General features: G+C 44.5%; 15 protein-coding genes. 14 read left to right on the top strand and 1 reads right to left on the bottom strand.

The genetic code is table 11. The annotated features are described in order from the left end of the window. The first annotated feature begins 26 nt into the window (after positions 1-26). From DWZ61_RS04085 to DWZ61_RS04060, 6 genes are all read left to right on the top strand, one after another. Positions 27-1,238 (top strand): ATP-binding protein, encoded by a 1,212-nt coding sequence (locus DWZ61_RS04085; protein ID WP_118537490.1) that lies wholly within the window; start codon positions 27-29, stop codon positions 1,236-1,238. Between the two features lie 89 nt (positions 1,239-1,327). Beyond that, entirely contained in the window at positions 1,328-2,452 is a 1,125-nt protein-coding gene (locus DWZ61_RS04080; protein ID WP_118537489.1) for a leucine-rich repeat domain-containing protein, read from the top strand. Further along, entirely contained in the window at positions 2,442-4,208 is a 1,767-nt protein-coding gene (locus tag DWZ61_RS04075; protein WP_118537488.1) for a radical SAM protein, read from the top strand. Before DWZ61_RS04080 ends, DWZ61_RS04075 begins: the two co-directional genes overlap by 11 nt. Further along, positions 4,198-4,566, top strand: a complete 369-nt coding sequence (locus DWZ61_RS04070) for a hypothetical protein (RefSeq protein ID WP_118537487.1) — start codon at positions 4,198-4,200, stop codon at positions 4,564-4,566. The genes DWZ61_RS04075 and DWZ61_RS04070 overlap by 11 nt, the downstream gene beginning before the upstream one ends. A gap of 12 nt (positions 4,567-4,578) precedes the next feature. Then, entirely contained in the window at positions 4,579-5,580 is a 1,002-nt protein-coding gene (locus tag DWZ61_RS04065) for a hypothetical protein (protein WP_118537486.1), read from the top strand. A gap of 45 nt (positions 5,581-5,625) precedes the next feature. Further along, positions 5,626-5,925 carry a cyclic-phosphate processing receiver domain-containing protein gene (locus DWZ61_RS04060; RefSeq protein ID WP_022152768.1) on the top strand — a complete coding sequence of 100 codons (300 nt, stop codon included), beginning with the start codon at positions 5,626-5,628 and terminating at the stop codon, positions 5,923-5,925. Positions 5,926-6,190: 265 nt separating this feature from the next. Here the strand turns inward: DWZ61_RS04060 and DWZ61_RS04055 are convergent, their stop codons facing one another. Continuing rightward, positions 6,191-7,477, bottom strand: a complete 1,287-nt coding sequence (locus tag DWZ61_RS04055) for an ATP-binding protein (protein ID WP_118537485.1) — start codon at positions 7,475-7,477, stop codon at positions 6,191-6,193. Positions 7,478-7,694: 217 nt separating this feature from the next. Between DWZ61_RS04055 and DWZ61_RS04050 the strand changes: the two genes are divergently transcribed. From DWZ61_RS04050 to DWZ61_RS04015, 8 genes are all read left to right on the top strand, one after another. Next, positions 7,695-8,165: a hypothetical protein gene (locus tag DWZ61_RS04050; RefSeq protein WP_118537484.1), complete on the top strand. Its 471-nt coding sequence runs from the start codon at positions 7,695-7,697 to the stop codon at positions 8,163-8,165. Positions 8,166-8,386: 221 nt separating this feature from the next. After that, the gene (locus DWZ61_RS04045) at positions 8,387-9,694 is read left to right on the top strand and encodes an ATP-binding protein (RefSeq protein ID WP_118537483.1); all 1,308 of its coding nucleotides are present in this window, start codon (positions 8,387-8,389) and stop codon (positions 9,692-9,694) included. An 81-nt stretch (positions 9,695-9,775) separates the two neighbouring features. Next, positions 9,776-11,245, top strand: a complete 1,470-nt coding sequence (locus tag DWZ61_RS04040; protein WP_118537482.1) for a TIGR02677 family protein — start codon at positions 9,776-9,778, stop codon at positions 11,243-11,245. Positions 11,246-11,247: 2 nt separating this feature from the next. Next, on the top strand, positions 11,248-12,384 hold the full coding sequence (locus tag DWZ61_RS04035; protein ID WP_118537481.1) for a TIGR02678 family protein: 1,137 nt from the start codon (positions 11,248-11,250) through the stop codon (positions 12,382-12,384). Next, positions 12,381-16,424, top strand: a complete 4,044-nt coding sequence (locus DWZ61_RS04030) for a TIGR02680 family protein (protein ID WP_118537480.1) — start codon at positions 12,381-12,383, stop codon at positions 16,422-16,424. Before DWZ61_RS04035 ends, DWZ61_RS04030 begins: the two co-directional genes overlap by 4 nt. Beyond that, entirely contained in the window at positions 16,414-17,733 is a 1,320-nt protein-coding gene (locus DWZ61_RS04025) for a TIGR02679 family protein (protein WP_118537479.1), read from the top strand. Before DWZ61_RS04030 ends, DWZ61_RS04025 begins: the two co-directional genes overlap by 11 nt. Positions 17,734-17,921: 188 nt before the next feature. Further along, positions 17,922-19,244 (top strand): IS30 family transposase, encoded by a 1,323-nt coding sequence (locus DWZ61_RS04020; RefSeq protein WP_118537478.1) that lies wholly within the window; start codon positions 17,922-17,924, stop codon positions 19,242-19,244. A gap of 335 nt (positions 19,245-19,579) precedes the next feature. Continuing rightward, positions 19,580-20,683 carry an ATP-binding protein gene (locus tag DWZ61_RS04015; RefSeq protein WP_243026347.1) on the top strand — a complete coding sequence of 368 codons (1,104 nt, stop codon included), beginning with the start codon at positions 19,580-19,582 and terminating at the stop codon, positions 20,681-20,683. Positions 20,684-20,725: the final 42 nt, after the last annotated feature.

Genomic DNA, 20,725 nt, shown 5'->3' with positions numbered 1-20,725 from the left:
ACTATCTACAAACGGAGGTGATCACGATGATTTACAGACCTTTGTATGTAGAGAAGATCATGGCTTATGTGAATACGCCATTTGTAAAAATCCTTACGGGAGTACGTCGCTGCGGAAAGTCAACGATCCTGAAAATGATTATGGAGAGATTGAAAACGCAGCATAACATTTCGGAGGAGCGCATTGTCAGTTGCCGCTATGACTCAATGGAATATGAGGATATGACGGCAAAGCAGATGTATGCACAGCTTAAAGAGCGTCTTTCGCCCGATGGAAAAACCTATCTGTTTCTCGATGAGGTTCAGGAAATCAAGGGCTGGGAAAAGGTTGTCAATTCGCTGGCATCTGACTTTGATGTTGACCTGTATGTGACAGGTTCCAACTCTCGCATGATGTCCTCTGAGATCTCAACCTATCTGACGGGACGATATGTATCTTTCCGCATCTTCACTTTGTCCTTTGGCGAGTACCTGATGTTCAAAAGCCAATATACCGAGGTGGGAGAGCCGAAGGCGGAGCTTGCCGACTATGTACGCTTGGGCGGTTTCCCGGCAACGCATTTGCAGGAGTTTTCTCAGGACGAGGTTTACACTATCGTGCGTGATATTTACAACTCCACGATCTTCTCGGATATTGTCAAGCGCAATCAGGTGCGGAAGATCGACCAGTTGGAACGAGTGGTCAAGTACACCTTCAACAATGTGGGCAATACCTTCTCGGCAAAGTCCATTTCGGATTACCTGAAAGCGGAACACCGTGCGTTGGACAATGAAACAGTTTACAGTTATTTGGAGAAGCTGGAGAAGGCGTACCTGCTTCATCGATGCTCCCGCTTTGATTTACAGGGCAAGGAGATCCTGAAAACACAGGAGAAATTCTATCTTGCCGATACCGCCCTGCGGTACAGCGTTCTCGGCTATAACGCTGACAGCGTGGCATCCAGTTTAGAGAATGTCGTGTACTTGGAGCTTTGCCGCAGAGGCTATACTGTCAATGTCGGCAAATCCGGCAGCAGCGAGATCGACTTTGTCGCAGTACGGCAAAATGAAAAGCTCTATGTGCAGGTGACGCAGGAGCTTCATTCTCTGAAAACGGAAAAACGGGAATTCGACCGGTTGTTGGAAATCCACGACAACTACCCCAAATATGTTCTCACAACGGATGAGTTCTCGGGAGGAAACTACGAAGGCATCAAGACGATGCATATAGCGGACTTCCTGTTAAGCTCTGAATATTAAACGACAGAATCGCGAAATGGAAGAGTATCGTAGTCCTTTGGAGACGAAAAAGGTGCGATGCACAGTAGAAAAGAAGGGAAAATAACGGTATGGGAATGACTTTATCTATGGAGGAAAAGGTGCAGACAGCAGCTGAGGCGGTGATCCATGCACCTGCAGCTGACGAAACGGTAACGGGCAGGATAGTGCATGCAGAGGATTTTGATCCGCTGTTTGCCATGTCCGAGGAGGATTGTGTCGAAGGGTTTATAAAACGTGAAATGCAGCGCGCCGGGATCACGGAAGAACAGAATCTGATCCCGGAGGATATGCTGCGCAGAAAAAACATACTGAATGCCGTTTTGGCGGTTCTGTTATTCGTATACATATCTCTGTTTTTCTTTCATTTTCCGATGAAAACTTATGTGATCGGACTTATCATCCTGGTGGTATATGCATTTTTGACCAGCCGTTATCAGCTGATAAAATATTTGAAAAAGGAGATCAGATCCAGATCCCAGGAGAAAATCTCGAATATTGTCATGAATGTGAAGGCATCCATGGTGCAGGATTACAGCAAAAAGTTAAAATGGGCTCTCATGGCGGTGGCTGTGGCAGGCTCACTGCTGTTGTTCAGTAAGCCCAGGATCTTCTATGAGCAGGCAGATGACGGATATTATGTGCGATTTTATGTCTATGGTCTGACGAATATGACTACGGCGACCATTCCCGATACCTATCAGGGGGAGAAGGTAGTGGGCCTGCGCGGCAACACCTTTTCCAATATGCCCTTTTTATCAGAGGTAACGCTGCCGGACAGCATTACAGAGATCCGCGGTCAGGCATTTAAAAACTGCAGAAGCCTGGAACGTGTCACATTGCCGGAGCATCTGACGTATCTGGGCGGGGAAGCATTTTACCATTGCAGCAGCCTGGAGGAGGTAAATCTTCCGGCGGGACTGACGGAGATCCGCGGCAACACCTTTGAAGAATGTAGCAGCCTGTTGCGCATAGAGATCCCGGATAACGTGACCAGGATCGGCGGACACGCGTTTTATGGAAATACCAGTCTGGAGGAGGTGGTGATCTCCCCGGACAGCAAGCTGCAGCAGATCGGGTCTTCCGCTTTCCGGTGCTGTGATTCTCTGCGGGAGATCACACTGCCCCGGGGCGTATCTGTCAATGAACGTGCTTTCAAGGAGACACCTGTAAGGATCGATTACTATGAATACTAAATTTATTCATTTGTTATATGTGCCGACCATGGCATGTAACATGCAGTGCCGGTACTGCTATCTGGAGGACCACACCGTAGATACCCTGCGAGGCGGAGATTGCCTGGAGACCCTGCAATATGCCATCGCGAAATTCCGTGAAGCGGATGTGGTGCCCTTTAATATTTCCCTGCACGGCGGCGAGGTGACCACTTTGCCGGAGCAGGAATTCCACGACCTGATCCAATATATCAGCAGATACTATCAGGACATGCGTGAACTCATCACGGATGCCGGCTTCAGGGTGGGGCATCCTCACATCAAGACGAATCTGTACGGACTGGACAGACATATCGAGACCGTCCGGGAGTTCAACGTGTCCATATCGGGCAGCCTGGATCTGCCTCTTTCCCTGCATGAAAAATACAGGGTGACCAAGGGCGGAGAGGGCACACTGGAACGGATACTGGATAATATCCGACTGCTGGAGGAGATCCCTGACAAGAAAAAAGTATCTGCCACGATCTTTCGGGAGCATTTTGAACAGCTGGATCAGATCATCGAGGATATCAGATTCCTGGACCGGAACACGTGCCTGGACATGAATGATTTTAATTTCATGATAGGGTTTGACTACAATTCCTGTGGCCTGCTGCATCACATGAGTGAAGAGGAACAGCTGATCTTTTACCGACGGATGCATGAGGCTTTTGACGGGACCAATCTGGATGCCGGGGTCAACGGTGCATGGTTCGATGAGTTCGGACCGGAATACTGCACCAACTGCGATAATTGCGGAGAAAAATTTTTCCTATTGGAGCGTAACGGAGACATCTATTCCTGTGTCAGAGGGCAGAAGAACGAAGATTTTTACTATGGCAATATCTACCGTGACACGGTGGACACCATTTTGAAAACCGCTGCACGGAAGATCTTCCAAAACCATAACAGACAACCGTTTCCCGAGGAATGTGCGAGGTGCGCTTACCTGTATCTGTGTAAAACGGGCTGCCCTTTTGTGAAAAATGTATATGGCTCTGGCAAAAGCTACACCTGCCTGCTGCAACAGCAGATGTACCGGGACCGCGGCTATGCCCCGGATGCTTCTGCTGACGAGACGACATATGAATATGTGACGAAGATGCGCCTCGAGGAGCCGGAAAAGTATCTGCCTGCAAAAGCATCTGCAGAATATCCTGCACTGGAACAGATCATTGCACAAGATGCGAAGCTGAAATATATCTATGACAGCGGTGTGTTCGAACTGGACGTGGATGGAGACAGATATCCGCTGATCTCCCAGATCCTTAGAAAGTCCAGGGAGATCCTATATCTGACACCCATCAGTACGGTAAAGCTGCGTATGAAAAAGCATATGCTGCAGGAAGAATGCGATTATCCGGAGAACAACGCATTGTACCTGATGCTGTTGTCCGGAGATCTCGTGACTTACGGGGATGAAGGGAGAACAAAGCAGCGGCATATTGCCACACATCAGATTTATAAAGGGGTGCTGGACCATTCCGGGGACAACGAAGAAGAATGGTATGTATATGATATTTCCGGGCTCCTGCGCGAATATGCAAAGGAATATGCCACGGACAGCCCGAACAATCTGCTTGTTACCACCACGGAGCTGAGAGACTGCCATTACCGGAAGCAGGAAAATAATGCCTATTACCATATACAGGCCATCAATCTCCCCTTTCAGAACATTGAATTTTACTATCTGACACTGGATCAAAAGAATGACAAGGAGGCTTTCCATGAATTTTGAACCGCAGACCTATGAAGAACTGATCCGCATGAAGCGTTGCGTGGAACTGACGAAATATTATGAAGTAACAGAGGAGGAGCTCTGGGAGATCTATCATTTCCTGGAGCAGGAGCCGGAGGCTTTCATCAAGGGAGGCAGACAGAATCTGTCCCTCATCATCGGGCAGAATACTGCAACGACCCAGAAGGTGATCATGGCGAACTGCACCGACAGTAGCATTGACGGAATCCTGCTGTCACGGACAGAATTCAAAGTGTTCCCTCATTACACACCATCCTCAGGCTCCGGCAGCAGCGGTGGTTCCTCTTCCAACAACAATAATAACAATAACAACAATAATAACAACAATAACAGATAGGACACGAAAGCAATGGCATTCATATCCGAAACACTTCAAATGCGCAGGCTTACAGAAAGCGGCGTCAATATCAAGACTACCTACATCGTAGATGGCACCCTGAGGTACCGGTCCACAGACGGAACCTGTCAGGATGATGTGCACAGTGGTATCCGCTGCCGCAAAGAGTATTTCCGGCAGGGGAAATTGCTCCATACAGAGAAAATCTTCGATTCCCGCATGGAGTATACCTATGTATCCGGAATGGATGAAGAGGCACAGCATACCTGTGAGAACTGCGGCTTTACCGGCAAAGTAAAGGAATTTGTGAACGGCTGTCCCTGCTGTGATGCGGCCTCCAACATTGACTACGCAGACAAGGAGCTGGGCAGCAAGCACCATTATGACCTGGTATTGCAAAGCCCGGTCTACCGGATCATCACGGGAGTGGTAGACTACATCGTATCATTCCTGCTATGCAGCCTGTGGATCATAAATACCTCCAGGACCTTCAACGGCTATGATGTGGGCAAGATTTTCATCTACAGCACAATCCTGTCTATGATCCTCTATTACTTTTTCTACCTGTGCGATGCTTATGCGGTACTGGGGCCTGTCAGACGCTACAAAGAAAAACAGAACCGTCGGCAGCAGGAATTCTGGACCGGCACCGGCATCGACAAAAAGCGGTTCTATAATAACCTGAACTACGAAGCCGGCAGACGCTACTATTCCCGGCCGGATGTCATTGATTACGATATTATGGACTATACCGGTCTGCAGGAGCATGTGGAGAACGGCATATTGTGCGTGGATGTGGAGTTACAGGTCAGACTGGTGTATCTGCGAGGTGGCCGGATCACATCCGCATATCAGAAGGATACCTTCTCCCTCAGCCACAACGACAGAGTCATGACCCTGGACAGCGGGATCCACGTGATCAAATGCCCCAAATGCGACGCCAATATTGATGTGACCAAAGGCGTGTGTGAATATTGCGGGACCGAAATCGACAGCCTGCAGGAATGGAAGTGAAAAATTACAAAATGTTGATGGAGATATACCGAGGAGGAAGAAAGAATGAAAATATGGTTAGATGATCTCCGCCCGGCACCCTGGGGATATGAGAGCGCCAGATCCGTGAATGAAGCCAAGACACTGATCCGGGAGGCGGAGAGAAACGGCATCGAGATTGAGGTGCTGGATCTCGACCATGACCTGGGAGATTTTGCAAATCAGGGCGGCGATGCCATCAAACTGCTGGACTGGCTGGTGGAGCGGGAGACCTTTTACCCCGTGGAGATACATACCGCGAATCCAGTGGGCAGAGCGAATATGGAGAGCGTGCTGGCGAGGTACTGGGGAGAGGAGTACTGGTAAGGATATCAACCGTGTGGGCGCGGATTCCAGCCACTCCTGGATAACCGGCTTAAACGGATCCAGCTTGGATGGCTGTGCCTGAACAACCGGCGGTGCCGGACTTTTTTGAGGAAAATCCCTTGCTGATTTCAGGAAATTCTGACGCTTTTTTCTGGTAATTTTAGTGTATCATAAACACCCAGTGCTGGTAACAGCCCCTTATAGGGGCAGAAAAAACCACCGGCCCAGCCGGTGGTTATGGTTTATTTAGAAAGATGCCATGTGATCAGTGGGAGGAGGTGTCCGCTGCGTCTAACAGCCATTTCCAGGCAGGGACAACATCAATGACAATGTCATTGCATTCGAGAACTGCTTCTTCACTGTTAGTGATAAGAAGGCATGTAATATCAGGAATAAAGTTCTTGAGTTTAGTGAAAGCTTTGGTTTCTCTTTCTTTCGTATCAATGTTGTCAAGAATCTGCATACTGACCTGAATAGCAAGCTGCTCGGAGGGAACATAGAAATCAATTTCAACATTATTTTCGAAGAAATAAACGTTTTCTATTCCGTAGCGACGAACCAGTTCAATAGCTACGAGATTTTCTAATTGTGCGGACTGACAGTCTAACAGCATAAGACCAAGAAGACCGGTATCCATGAAGTAATATTTTGGTGAGGTTTCTTTTTCAATAAGTTTTGCCGCATAATTCCGGAGTGTAAAAAGCAGATAGGAGTCAGTCATATAACCAACATAATTTATAACGGTTTGTTTTCCCAGGGATGCTCCTGCGTTTTTTAATATATTGGTAAGTCGGCTGAAAGATAAAGGTTTGGTAACGGATTCTGCTATTTTTTTCAAAATCAGTCTCACTGCGAAATCATTTGTAATCTTATTTCTTGTGATAATATCCCCCAGATACACCGTTTGATAAATGCTATTTAGAAAACTTCGTTTATTCCTGATATCGACCAGCTCAGGGAAAGCTCCATAAGTTATATATTCATGATACAAACTGAGAACTTCTGCCCGGTCTTTTGTGCTGATCACGTTAAGATAATTTTTATCTTTGTGATTAGCAACAAGATATTCCGAAAAGGAATAGGGGTAAACATTAAGAATCACAAAACGCCCACCCAGAGTAGAAGCAATTTCATTACTAAGCATTTTGCTGTTACTGCCCGTGATATCTATCCGGTATTTCATATCTGCCATTCTGCGGACAAACTTTTCCCATCCGTCAATATTTTGAATTTCATCAAAAAACAAGTAAGGCCGATTGGCTGTGCCGGAAAGTTCTATTCCGATTTCCAAAATTATATTCAGATCGTCGGAGGTTATTTCCAGGAGACGCTCGTCCTCGAAATTGACATATACGATTTGGGAGACGGGAACCCCCTTTTCTATCAGAGATTGGATTTTCTGATACATCATATAAGATTTACCGGTTCTTCTGATTCCCACAAAACAGTAATTTACATTCTCCTCTAGAAAATACTTCCGGGGAATCAAGGGATTATTGAGGTAGCTTTCTTTTTGGTCGATCATTATTTGCTTCAGTGTGTCTCGATTCATATGAAAATCTCCTTTATATGAAACAATTATATACAAATATTGTCTTGCATGCAAGACAAGAAATGCAACAAATTGACTTGCATATAAATAATAGAAAGTATATGCTGTTTTGAGAAAAAAATACGGAATATAAAAATCAACCACCGGTAGAATGACATTATTCTCCGAATCTGGTATACTTTCAGTAAAAACAGGAGGACAGCGGGAGATTGCGCAGATGGAAGAACAGGAGAAACAGCGCCTGTTCGAAATTGCCGGGAAATATGAAGACTGCGTCTATATCGAAGTATCCAGCGTTCAGAGTGGAAGCACACTGGTATACCACCTGGGAGATGCTGTGGGAATTGTGAAACCGGGAGTTCACATTGGAATGTTTCAGGACAGTGTACTATACATGAAATATGCCACCGAAGAAGATCCCAGCGCATTGGATTTCCGGTATTTTCCGAAGGGATTCGGTGATGTCATGGAGACCTACAACTGGTCCGATAATATTAAGCAGGCCGTGATCAAAAATCAAAGGGGACACAGCCTGATCTTCAATCATGAAGAGATCGCTCCAGGGGAGACGAAGGTATTTACCCCAGTCACCCATAGGCAGGGACTGTTCAGTCCAGATTGCTATAATGGGAAATCTTTGTTTACAATGGGGGAGGAAGACTGCTCGGGCACAAGTGAAAATAAATAAAAGTTTATAAAATGTGGGAATATATGGAAAAATGGCTCATGAAATGTGGAAGAACATGGAATGAGCTGTTTTTTATAATAATATGTATGCATCTGCGTCTTGTCGAAGCTCAAAAAGAATGATATAATTTTCTGAAATGTTGATAAGTAAAACATTTTATCGTTCTAAAATGTTGATAATAAACATTAATTGTAATAAATTCTATCAATTTGAGGTGTATTATGCTAAAAAGAAAAGCAACAACGTTTATTAAAAACTGGCTGGATACAAAGGACAAAAAATGCCTGGTTGTCCAGGGAGCCAGACAAACGGGGAAAACATATATCATCGAGCGGTTTGCGGAAGAGAACTTTGAGGAACTGCTTGAAATTAATTTTAAGCAGATGCCATCTGCAATGGATATTTTTGCTGGAGATCTGACAGTAGACAATATGATTATGGCTATGCGTTTTCGTTTTCCGGAAAAGAAAATTGTTCCCGGGAAAACTTTGATTTTCCTGGATGAAATTCAGGAATGTCAGGAAGCGATCACATCGCTCAAGTTCTGGGCAACAGACAACAGATATGATGTCATTACCTCGGGATCACTTCTGGGAATCGACTATAAACGAGCATCTTCCTATCCTGTAGGGTATGTTGATTATCTGAGAATGTACGGGATGGATTTCGAAGAATTTCTTTGGGGAATTGGGATTTCCGAAGAAATGATAGGGAATCTTTGCGGGTATCTGCATTTAAAGACAGTAATACCGGAGGCAATTCATTCACAGATGATGAATTACTACAGACAGTATGTTGCAACAGGCGGTATGCCGGAAGTGGTACAGAAGTATATAGATACGAAGGATTTCAGAGAAGTTGACAGGGTCCAAAGAAGTCTCTTACAGGGATATCAATATGACATAGCATATTATGCAACCGCTGAAGAAAAGGTGAAGGCAGAGAAGTGCTATCTTTCACTGGCAAAGCAGCTATTAGATAAGGAAAATCATAAATTTCAATATAAAGAAATCGAGCATGGTGGAAGGGCACAAAAATATTATTCAAGTGTGGAATGGCTGCTTCGGGCAGATATGGTGCAATTATGTAAACTGGTTACAGATGTCAGATTTGATCTGGATGATTATGCAAGAGACGACTTTTTCCGGGCGTATACAACAGATTTATCACTGTTGATGGCGATGAAGGACTTTTCTTTAAAGCAACATATTGTGGAAAACACATTAGCAGGAAATTCAAAAGGTGGTATCTATGAATGTGCAATAGCGGATGCTCTTTATAAGAAGGGATATCAGATCTATTTCTATAAAAATGAGACAACGAAAAGAGAAATCGATGTTATCATCCAAAAAGACGGGAGCGTGGTTCCCATTGAAGTCAAGAGCGGAAATACCCGGGCAAATTCATTAAAATGGTTGATGAAAAATAACAAAGATATATCTTATGGATACAAATTTGTGGATGGCAACATAGGTGTGAGCGAAGAGGGGATTGTGACATTGCCATTGTATATGATTGCATTTATTTAGGCAACACAATAGAGTACTGAAAATAGGACATAAAATATAGATAATAGTACTTAATAAGATACTTGAGAGGGGAACAAACGGATGGATCATTTTGAACAGATCAATGAAACTTCCTATTTATCCGTACAGAATGCACCTGTATATCGAAAAATTATGAGGTGCTTTTATCGGGAATATGAAAAGATGCATTTTCAGCTATATAAAGAGGATATCTTTCAATTTTTAAAAGAAGATGACGCGTTTGAACTGTATTCCATGGAACAATTGGTTCAGGATCTGGAAGCACTTGTAAAGTGGAAAAATCTTACACCGATACAGGATCCCGGAAAAGTGTACACGATAGCGGACTATAAAAATAAGCAATATCGCTATACCATGTCGGAATATGCCGTGGAGATCGAGCGTCTGACGGTACGCCTGGAAAATTTATTTCTGGAATCGGGAAATCTGTCGACAAACTTTTTCGTTCGTCTGGAGAGAAGTCTGGATGAGACGGAGGAGATGGAAAACGCGGAACTTCGCACGGTGAACGAATGGTGGCAGACATTACAGGAAGATTTCAAGAGACTCAACCAGAACTATCAGGACTATCTGCGGGATTTCTATTCCGGGAAAACGGAAAAACTGATGAAATCCGTGGAATTCATGGTTCATAAGGACAAATTTATCAAATATCTGAATGAATTTGTACAGGAATTGCAGCGGCATTCCAAACGGATGGAACAATTACTGGAAAAAAATTCAGAGCGTATGGAAAATACAATTCTGGAACGGGTCGTAGAGAGTGAACTGGATATTCCCCATGCTCTGTTGGAAATACATGGGAATGCCGAGCCGAGTATCCGGGAAAATGTATATGGAAAGTGGTATTCTCTGAAAAACTGGTTCGTGGATGGACAGGGTCAGGAATGTGAAGCCAAAAAAGTATTAAAGATTACCAGTGACATCATACGGAACATTATTCAGAATGCGGCATTGATCGTACAGGTCCAGAACTGGGGTATCAGCAGAAAGGATGACTACAAAAAATTTCTGGAGCTGTTTCTGAAATGTGAGGATCTGGAGGAAGCCCATAAATTATCGGCCCATGTCTTCGGAGTGCAGCAGATCGAACATTATAAGACGAATCTTCCGAGAGAAGAGGATAGCATTAATAACAGCGTATATCAGGAAGAACCGTCAATATTTTTATTGAAGCCTCACACGAGAGGGTATCGTGAGAGAAAAGACAGAACAGGTTTTGCCGATAAAACACTGGAAAAAATGGCACAGAGGGAAAGTTACTTACGTCAGGCACAGAAGCAGAAGGAAGTAGTACTTCGGTATATCAGGGAGCATAAGATCCGGTTTGCAGAGATTGACGAAGTGGTTTCCGAAGACACACGAGCCATTTTCCTGCAGTGGATCGCTCAGGCCAATATGAGCTCAGAAAAGACGGGGCGGACGGAATACGGACAGGAGTATCAGCTGAAGAGAAAAGACGGCAGCTGTGTCCTGAAATGCGAAGATGGCGACTTGAAAATGCCGGATTATACATTGGAGTTTAAATAAAAATGAATGAAATCAGAACCTTAATGGAAAAATTCTGGATCTGCCGGGACAGTGACAAGGAGACTTTTTATAAAGTAAAACGGGATATTCCGAATTTTCAGCGATTTATCAGAGAACAACTGGGATGGAAGCTGATACATACAGAGAAGCTGTTAAAACTGGAAAAGAGACCGGCCCATGCGGAAGCATTTATGGGAATCAATGAATTTACGGACATCCGGGATTATTGCATACTATGTGTGGTGTTGATGTATCTGGAGGATGCCGAGGAGGGCAAACAGTTCCTGCTGTCGGAACTGATCGACTATGTGGAAACGCAGCTGAAAAATTACATGCCGGTGGACTGGACTTCTTTTACACAACGAAAATCACTGGTACGGGTATTACAGTATATGGAACGGCTGCAGATGCTCCGGGTATACGAAGGGAAAAGTGAAACCTTCAGTCAGGAAGCTGGACAGGAAGTACTGTATGAAAATACAGGATATTCCAAATATTTCACCAGCAGCTTTACTACGGATATATCCGGATATGAATCCTGGAAGGATTTTGAAAAGACAGATTTCGAAGAATTTGAGGAAAACAGAGGCAGTCTGCGAATTAACCGTGTATACAGACAACTGGCAGTATGCCCGGCATTCTACTGGAATGGAACAGAGGATGCAGATGCATTGTATTTAAAGAATCAAAGGCAGTGGGTCGGCAGATATCTGCGGGAAAACATGGGAGGAAATCTGGAAATCTACCGGAATGCAGCATTTTTTACTTTGGAAGCAGACGATTGCTACGGAACCGTACATCCCCGGGATGCCCAGATTTCGGAAAGCGTATTACTGATCTGTGCAGAGATACAGAGGCGGTTGGAAGAAGGAAACATAGAATTACAGGAAGATGAATGTATTGCCATGTCCGAATCGACATTCAGGGATATCATCGTGGGCAGCAGACGTAAATGGAAGGATGCATGGAGCAAGGAATACGGCGAAATGGATGAAGACAGGCTTGTGGAAACCATTTTGAAGTATATGGAAGACTGGATGATGGCTGACCGCAGGGAGAATCAGATCGTGATATTGCCGGCAGTAGGGAGACTGGCAGGGCAGTACCCGGCGGACTACAAAGGAGGCGGAGAAGAATGAGCGAACGTTGGAAAATGAACCGGATCGGTTTTGTGAATTTCTGGTTATATGATGAAGAGGACTTCGAATTTGAAGACGGAAAGTTACTTCTGCGTGGACAAAACGGTTCTGGAAAATCCATTACGACACAGAGTTTTATCCCGTTTGTACTGGATGGAGACCGTACACCGAGCCGCCTGGATCCTTTTGGCTCCAGTGACCGCCGGATGGAATATTATTTTCTGGGAGAAGAGGGCAAGGAGGAGTCTACCGGCTATCTGTTTCTGGAATTTTGGAAAGAGGATTCCGGAGAATATCGTACCATAGGAATCGGTCAGAAGGCAAAACGTGGGAAACCGATGGATTTCTGGGGCTTCGTGATTCTGGACGGACGCAGAGTAGGATATGATCTGTGGCTGTATAAGGAAGTGGGATCGAATAAAATTCCCCGGGATAAGCGGGAGATGAAGGCGGAACTGGGGGAGGACAATTTTTTCACAGACAGTCCGTCGGAATACAAAAAGCATGTCAACCAATATATTTTCGGTTTCCGAAAAGAAGAACAGTATGAGCAGTTCATCAAACTGCTGGTGAAGGTGCGTGCTCCCAAGCTTTCCAAAGAGTTTAAACCGACCAAAGTGTATGATATTCTGAATGATTCCCTGCAGACTTTGACGGACGAGGATCTGCGGCCCATGGTAGATGCCATGGAAAAGATGGACGAGATCCAGGATAGTCTGGAGATGCTCAACCGTGCCTTCGATGATGTGAAGATCATCCGCAACGAATATACCCGATATAACCAATATATGCTTGCGAAGAAAGCGCAGGGTTATCTGGGCAAGAAGCAGGAAGTGGAGAAAGAACAGGCAATACTGGCAGATCAGGAACAGCGGCAGAGCGAGGCATTGGAAGAGCAGAACCGGGCAGTGCAGGATACGGAGAGACTTACAGCAGAGAAAAAGCTGAAAGAAACGGAACGCAACGCTCTTCTGGATCCGGAACTCGAAGATGCGGACCGGAAACTGGAAAAATTAAAGGCAGAGCATCAGGAGGCTGTGGATGGAGAGCAACGCTGGGAGAAAAAGATCGAAGATGGCAGGGAGCGGATCCGGGAAGAAGAGATTGTACTGAAAAAGCTGGAGGAACAGCTGGAACTGCGTCGTGATACTTTAAAGGAAAAGCGGGAAGATCTGGAAGAACAACAGGAAATTCTGCAATGGGAACATCATGAGAAGGTAAAAGAGAAAATCGGACTGGAGGAATATGAAGAAAGAGACGAGATTGCGGAGCATCTGCAAATATGGAAAAATCATCTGACGACAGGAAGAACAGCACTCAGTCAATATGAATTGATATCCGGACAATACGAGGAAGCCGCCAGCCGACTGGAGGAGACGAAGAAGAAAAAAGCAGCGGAAGAGCAACGGCTGGAGATGGCAGAAGAACAGGTGGCCGACAGAATCGATGCATGGATCACGGAAGTCTTTCACAGAGCGGAAACATCTGAGGAATGGCATCCGGAACGTGAGGTTCTCCTGCAGGCGGAGCAGAAAGCAAGACGATACGATACCGTAGCGGATGGCGTGGAGATACAGGGGGATTTCCGCGCAGATTATGAAAGACAGCGTCAACAGCTTACAGACGCAAAGAATGGGAAACAGTATCAGAGGGAAATTCAGGAAGGAATCCTAAAAGATGTCCGGGAACAGCTTAAAAAGGTGCAGGAACAGCAGGAACTGGAGCCAGAACGGGATGAGACAGTCGAAAAATCCAGAGTATCCCTGGCACAGGCAGGAATCACAGCCATTCCGTTCTACAGAACGGTAGAGTTTGCCAAGGATCTGGAGGAGAGTGCCTGTGCGAGACTGGAAGCACAAATGCAAATGACCGGAATGTTGGATGCCCTGGTGGTGACACCGGAAGATTTTGTGAAAATAAAAGCAGACCATCCGGAGTTCCTGGATGCTGTCCTGCAGACGGACGGGCCGGGGAACAGCCATTTTTCCGGATTGACAGTAAGTGACGATCTACCGCAGGAATTAAGAACTCCGGTATTGGAAATCCTCAGCAATATTTATGAAGAGGAAGGAAAGACACAGGGAATCTGTTTCGGTGCAGATGGCAGCTTCCGGCAGGGAATCTTAGCCGGTAAAGCGGACAAGCAGGCGGCAGAATATGTGGGATATCTGGCGAGGAAACGGAGAAAAGAGCAAAAGATCCGGGAATTGCAGGAGCAGATAGAAAGCATCAGCAGGACCATAGAAGAGTGGAACACCGGAATTGCACAACTGCAGGGACGTATGGACAGATTACAGGTGGAATATCAGGAGATTCCTGACTTTTCGGAGATTCAGATCGCATTGTCGGAGAAACGGGAGTTGGAACGTATTCTGGAGACGTTGGAAAACGAATATCTGAAACAACAGGATCAGGAACACAGACTTTCCGAGCAGAAGAACCGGCAATATCAGGAGGTATTGAAAGCTTGTAAAATGCTGCCCTATAGCAGAACAGTGGCGGCTTATGAGGAAGCCTGCGGTGCAGCAGAAGAATACGGAAGGATATGGCAGAGCGCAAGGCAGGAACTGCTGCATATACAGACGGAACAGATCGGCTGTCTGGACAGAAAAGAACGGATAGAGCAATACCGGGAGAATCTGGAAGAAGCCTATACGGAAAAAAGAACTTACAGCACCCGGGCAAAAGCCAGTGAGATTCAGATCCGTCAGCTGGAAGAGTATCTGAGGAGTCCGGAATTGCTGGAAAAGGCAAACCGGCTGAAACGTTTGAAGGAAGAACTTTCGCAGATCGACAAGGAACTGGAGGATCTGAAACTTCTGGGAGCCACCCTCAAAGAAAGGTTACAGACATTACAGAAAGAACTGCCGGAACAAAAAGAAAAGCTGCAACAGTACATTATAGAAGAAACCACGCTCAGAAACTATTTTGAAGAGGAACTGGATCTGAAACTGATTCTGAACCGGGAAGGACGGACAGTCTATGAATGTGCCAGAGAAGCCTTAAAAATATTGCGGGAAAGCGATAAGAACAGAGAGCCCGGAGAACTGCTGCAGGCATTGCATACAGTATATCTGAAGCATAACGGAAGTCTTGCAAGCTACGGAACTTCCATGGAAGAATGCTTCGGTGATACTGGGGACATCGATGCTGTGCGTAAACGGGTACGTATTATTTCTACCTGGAACGGGAAAAAGGTATATCTGGAGGAATTTTACAATATTCTGAAGACCGCAATCGAAGAGACGGAACTGCTGATACAGAAAAAGGATCGGGAACTTTTTGAAGACATTCTATCCCAGACGATCAGCCAGCAGCTTACGGACCGTATAGCAGAGAGCAGAAAGTGGGCAAAAGACATGTCAAAGCTCATGCAGGAGATCGATACATCCATGGGACTTCGTTTTTCTCTAGAATGGAAGCCCTGCAAAGCTGACAACGAAAAAGAACTGGATACAGCGGATCTGGAGCAGATTCTTCTGCGTGACCGGGAGCTGCTTACCCTGGATGATATTGAAAAAGTAGCAGGGCATTTCCGCAGTAAAATACGTGCAGAAAAGGTAAAACTGGAAGAAACGGGAACGATCATCAATTACATGGAACTGGTAAGAGATGCCCTGGATTACCGGAAATGGTTTGAATTCCAGATGTTTTTCCGGCGCGGCGAAGAGACGAAAAAGCCACTGACAAATGCCGCATTTAACCGTTTCAGCGGAGGCGAAAAAGCAATGGCCATGTATGTGCCGTTGTTCGGAGCGGTAAATGCACAGTATAAAAAGGCAGACAATAAAGATCATCCCAGAATTATTGCACTGGATGAGGCATTTGCCGGTGTCGACGACAAGAATATCAAAAGTATGTTTGAACTGGTTCATAAGCTGGATTTCGACTATATCATGAATTCCCAGGCGCTGTGGGGATGCTTTGAGACGGTCAAAGGCCTTCGGATTGCGGAACTGCATCGTCCGGAGAACTCCCAGGTGGTATCGGTGATCCGGTATACGTGGAACGGACATGAGAGGATTTTAGATGAACAATAATGAAGCATGTGCGGAATATTTTAGAGGAAATTCTGCGTACCGGAGATGCTTTTCGGAATTTGAAAAGAAATGGAAAACTTACGGAAAAGTAACAGGGATCATTACACTGAAAAATACTTCCGAAGAAGAGCGGAGAGCCATCGGTGGGATACTTGGAAAGACATTTTATGAAAATACCATACGTTTTCCTTTTGCGGAATTTGAAAAGGGATTGCAATACACAAAATTTGCTCCTGTGGATTTTGAACAAGTACTGGAAGCATATTTCGGCAGAAAAACGCTGACCACGCAGGAGAGACAGAAGGAGGCAGAGCGGGGAAAGGCAGATTTTTTTGAAACTGTAGAGAGCTATCTGACAGAGTGTAAAGGTCCGGATTCCATTGCGGTCTCCTGGCTACAGGATATGTTTTCTCAAAAAAAGTATGGCTATCAGACAGTAATTAGAGAATATGGAAGGGACAGAGAAAAGACAGAAAAACTGTTGAAAACTGTGGGAAAGGCGATCCTTTTGCTGGAAGATATTCGAGAGACGGAAGAGGAATATCCCCTGGCGGTATTTTCCGCGGAAGTATCTGGAAATCCCCATTACTTTGATCAGGGAACAACCGGAGGACAATTATTGGTTCACGGGATGTGTTATGCCACGGAAGAAGATTATCCGGCAAATGCCCATCAGTGGAGAGAATTACTGTTGTCCAACGGAATCGTACCGGATAATATTTCCTCTATCGTGCATATCTATGGATTGCGATTACAGGTTGACGGTGACTGGCACCCGGCATACGACGCTTTTTGTAGACGACAGGAGCCCTGTGCGGTCACCATGGAAAATCTGCAGGAGCTGACAGCGGTACACCCGACAGGAGATAGGGTCTATATTGTAGAAAATGAGATGGTGTTCAGCTACCTGTTGAAACATCTGGAACAAAGGAATGTGACGTTACTATGTACTTCCGGCCAGCTGCGGAGCGCCGCTGTGAAACTGATTCCCTTTCTGCTGAATAGTGGAGCGGATATCTACTATAGCGGAGACATCGATCCGGACGGGATCCGGATTGCCGACAGACTCTGGAGAAAATACGGTGACCGGATTCATGTGTGGAGAATGTCGGAGGAGGATTATGCGAAAAGTCTTTCGGAAGAAGAGATTGGGAAAATATCCATGAAAAAACTGGACGCTGTAGAGAATCCTGTTCTACGCGAGACAGCAAGAGAGGTAAGAAAGAAGAAAAAGGCGGGGTATCAGGAGAATATATTAAAAGATCTGTTGGAAGATATGAACCGGATAAAACCGGATAAAACCGGATAAAACTCAATTGAAAAAGTAACTTCCAGTTACTAAGGTTTTTATATTTTATAAAACAGAAATAAGTCATACAAACATGAAGATGGAAGATAGTCTTGTAAATAGATGATCTTCCTTTTCTTTTTTGTGTAATAATGGTAATCACTTCAGTAGTGTCAGGAGATGGCAGCAAGACTAAGGAGGATAAATACATGTCATCCTATAAATATAAGCATCTGACACTGGATGATCGCATTACCATACAGAAAGCTTTAAAAGAGGGGCAGACGTTCGTTGAAATAGGCGCTCTGATAGGCAAGGATCCATCAACTGTTTCTAAAGAAGTGAAAGCCCATCTTGATTATCGAAATACTGGTACGCGTTCCAGAGGCTATAATCCATGCAGACACAGAAAGAGATGCACTAAGCAGTATATCTGTGGCGAAGATAGCTGTGGGTTTATTAATCGGTTATGGCACGGAAAAACATACTGTTCTGAGTGTGCTTTGTGCATGGTCAATTGTCCTGATTTTGAAGAGGAAAAATGTTCAAGTCTAAAGAAAGCACCCTATGTTTGCAATTCATGTAAACAGGTACGTTCCTGTACTCTTGCCAAACAGTTCTATGATGCAAAGGAAGCTCATAAAACATACGAAGAGACACGTTCTGATTCCCGTAAGGGTATCGATATAACACCAGAAGAACTGGATCGGCTTGATGCCATCCTTTCGCCTCTTATCAGACAAGGCCAGTCGATTCATCAAATTTGTATGAACAATGCAGCAGAAATCATGGTAGATGAAAGGACCATTTATAACTACATAGATGCCGGCATACTTTCTGCTGGAAATATAGATCTTCCAAGAAAAGTGCGTTATAAAAAACGCAAATCCAAAAAGGTTGTACGTGTCGATAAGAAATGCCATATCGGGCGTACCTACGAAGATTTTGAAGCTTTTATGAAAGGACATCCTGATTTCAACGTGGTGGAAATGGATTCGGTAGAAGGCACCAGGGATTCCACAAAGGTGCTGCTTACAGTATTCTTTAGAAACTGTTCCCTTATGCTGGCATATCTTAGGGAAGCGAATACAGCCAAGTCGGTAACAGAAGCGGTGAACCATCTTTATGAGATACTTGGGCGGGAACAATTCTGTGAGATGTTCCAGGTCATCTTAGCAGATCGCGGAAGCGAATTTACGGATCCGCTGGCAATAGAGTTTGATGAGGATGGAAGACGCAGAACCTATGTGTTTTACTGTGATCCGCAACGTCCTGATCAAAAAGGAAGTATTGAAGTAACTCATGAATTCATCAGAAGGATTGTTCCTAAGAAAACATCATTTGCTTTTCTTACACAGGATAAAGTCAACCTGATGATGAGTCACATTAACTCCTATACAAGAAAGAAGCTGAATAATCGATCCGCACATCAACTATTCAGCTTCTTTTATGGCGCGGATACAGCCTCTAAGCTTAACCTGGAAGCTGTTCCTGCTAATGAAATCATACTAAAACCTGAACTGCTGAAGTAAAACTGCCAATGTCATCTCCTGATCATGTCACCCATATCCCAGAGGTGGAAGTTTCCCTTGCAAACATGCAAACGAAGCGACGACTTCTTATTTGCATACAGTAAAATATGACTTCAAGAGTATAGTAACATGCTAAAAAGCCCTATTTCAAGCGGTTTGTAATACTAAAGTCCACTCCTGCAATACTAATTTCCAGTTGGCGCTGTCTTCGCAATACTTATTTCTGTTTTCAAGGTGCTGATCCCGAAGTTAATCTTGCAAAAATAATTCAAGAAGAAGTTACCTTTGCAAAACGGAAGTTAAATTTGCTATTTACCGTGATTAAAAATATTTCTTTGGCAAATCCTGCAATTCGGTTTGTTGCAGGGGAGACAATTATAATATTTGATGAGATTCAGGAATATCCGGATGTTGCAACGACATTGAAGGCATTTCGACAGGATGGGAGATTTGATGTTATCTGTAGCGGATCTATGTTGGGGATCAATTATAAAAAGATTCATAGTAACAGTGTAGGTAATAAGACAGATTATGAAATGTTTTCTATGGATTTTGAAGAGTTTCTATGGGCAAAAGGATATGGGGAGGAACAGATAGACAGCATTCGGAAACATATGATTGATCTAAAGCCGTTTAGCGAAACGGAGCTGAATATATACAAATCTTTGTTTTTGGACTACTGTGTGTTGGGCGGAATGCCGGAGGTAGTAAGGGGATATGTGGAAACAGGTACGTTCTCCGGATCGCTGGAAACACAGGAGCAGATCCGGTTGGATTATGAGGAAGATGTCAGAAAATATGCAGAAGGTCTGGATCAGGCAAAAATTATAAGTGTATATAGGAGTGTTCCGGCACAGCTAGCAAAGGAAAATAAAAAATTTCAGTTCAGTAAAATTGAAAAAAATGCCAGATCCAGAGAGTATACGGGATGTATTGAGTGGCTGATAGATGCCGGAGTTGTTACGGAATGCAATTGCCTGATTTTCCCGGAACTGCCGTTGAAGGGTAATATTGATGAAAGCAAGTATAAATTATATTATCCGGATACCGGCCTGCTGATATCTGCACTGGATGAGGAAGCCCAGGAAGATCTGAGGGTAAATAAGAACCTGGGTGTATATAAAGGGGCTCTATATGAAAATTTTGTGGCAGAAGCCTTTGTTAAACAGGGATTGGGATTATTTTATTACAAAAAAGACAATTCGACACTGGAAGAGGACTTCTTTGTAAGAACCCGGGATGAATTGATTCCGGTAGAGGTGAAATCTAACAATGACAGATCAAAGTCTCTGACAGCATTGATAAAGAACGAGAATTACAGCGATATAAAGCATGGAATTAAGCTTGGAGACTTTAACGTGGGATATGCAAATGGGATTTATACTTTTCCTTACTTTTGTGCATTTATGATGAAGGCATATTTGAAAAGTTTGGACTGAGTTAGGGAAAATTGTTTTGCACACAATTTTTAGAGGCGTTCA

The sequence above is a fragment of the Clostridium sp. AF34-10BH genome (genome assembly GCF_003478095.1).
In the GTDB taxonomy this organism is placed as follows: Bacteria; Bacillota; Clostridia; order Lachnospirales; family Lachnospiraceae; genus Acetatifactor; species Acetatifactor acetigignens.
This window is presented reverse-complemented; position numbering and strand designations above follow the sequence as displayed.

Bases quoted from the DNA above. Each gene is read 5' to 3' on its own strand.
- DWZ61_RS04085 (WP_118537490.1), top strand. From the start codon at position 27: ATGATTTACAGACCTTTGTATGTAGAGAAGATCATGGCTTATGTGAAT.
- DWZ61_RS04080 (WP_118537489.1), top strand. From the start codon at position 1,328: ATGGGAATGACTTTATCTATGGAGGAAAAGGTGCAGACAGCAGCTGAG.
- DWZ61_RS04075 (WP_118537488.1), top strand. From the start codon at position 2,442: ATGAATACTAAATTTATTCATTTGTTATATGTGCCGACCATGGCATGT.
- DWZ61_RS04070 (WP_118537487.1), top strand. From the start codon at position 4,198: ATGAATTTTGAACCGCAGACCTATGAAGAACTGATCCGCATGAAGCGT.
- DWZ61_RS04065 (WP_118537486.1), top strand. From the start codon at position 4,579: ATGGCATTCATATCCGAAACACTTCAAATGCGCAGGCTTACAGAAAGC.
- DWZ61_RS04060 (WP_022152768.1), top strand. From the start codon at position 5,626: ATGAAAATATGGTTAGATGATCTCCGCCCGGCACCCTGGGGATATGAG.
- DWZ61_RS04055 (WP_118537485.1), bottom strand. From the start codon at position 7,477: ATGAATCGAGACACACTGAAGCAAATAATGATCGACCAAAAAGAAAGC.
- DWZ61_RS04050 (WP_118537484.1), top strand. From the start codon at position 7,695: ATGGAAGAACAGGAGAAACAGCGCCTGTTCGAAATTGCCGGGAAATAT.
- DWZ61_RS04045 (WP_118537483.1), top strand. From the start codon at position 8,387: ATGCTAAAAAGAAAAGCAACAACGTTTATTAAAAACTGGCTGGATACA.
- DWZ61_RS04040 (WP_118537482.1), top strand. From the start codon at position 9,776: ATGGATCATTTTGAACAGATCAATGAAACTTCCTATTTATCCGTACAG.
- DWZ61_RS04035 (WP_118537481.1), top strand. From the start codon at position 11,248: ATGAATGAAATCAGAACCTTAATGGAAAAATTCTGGATCTGCCGGGAC.
- DWZ61_RS04030 (WP_118537480.1), top strand. From the start codon at position 12,381: ATGAGCGAACGTTGGAAAATGAACCGGATCGGTTTTGTGAATTTCTGG.
- DWZ61_RS04025 (WP_118537479.1), top strand. From the start codon at position 16,414: ATGAACAATAATGAAGCATGTGCGGAATATTTTAGAGGAAATTCTGCG.
- DWZ61_RS04020 (WP_118537478.1), top strand. From the start codon at position 17,922: ATGTCATCCTATAAATATAAGCATCTGACACTGGATGATCGCATTACC.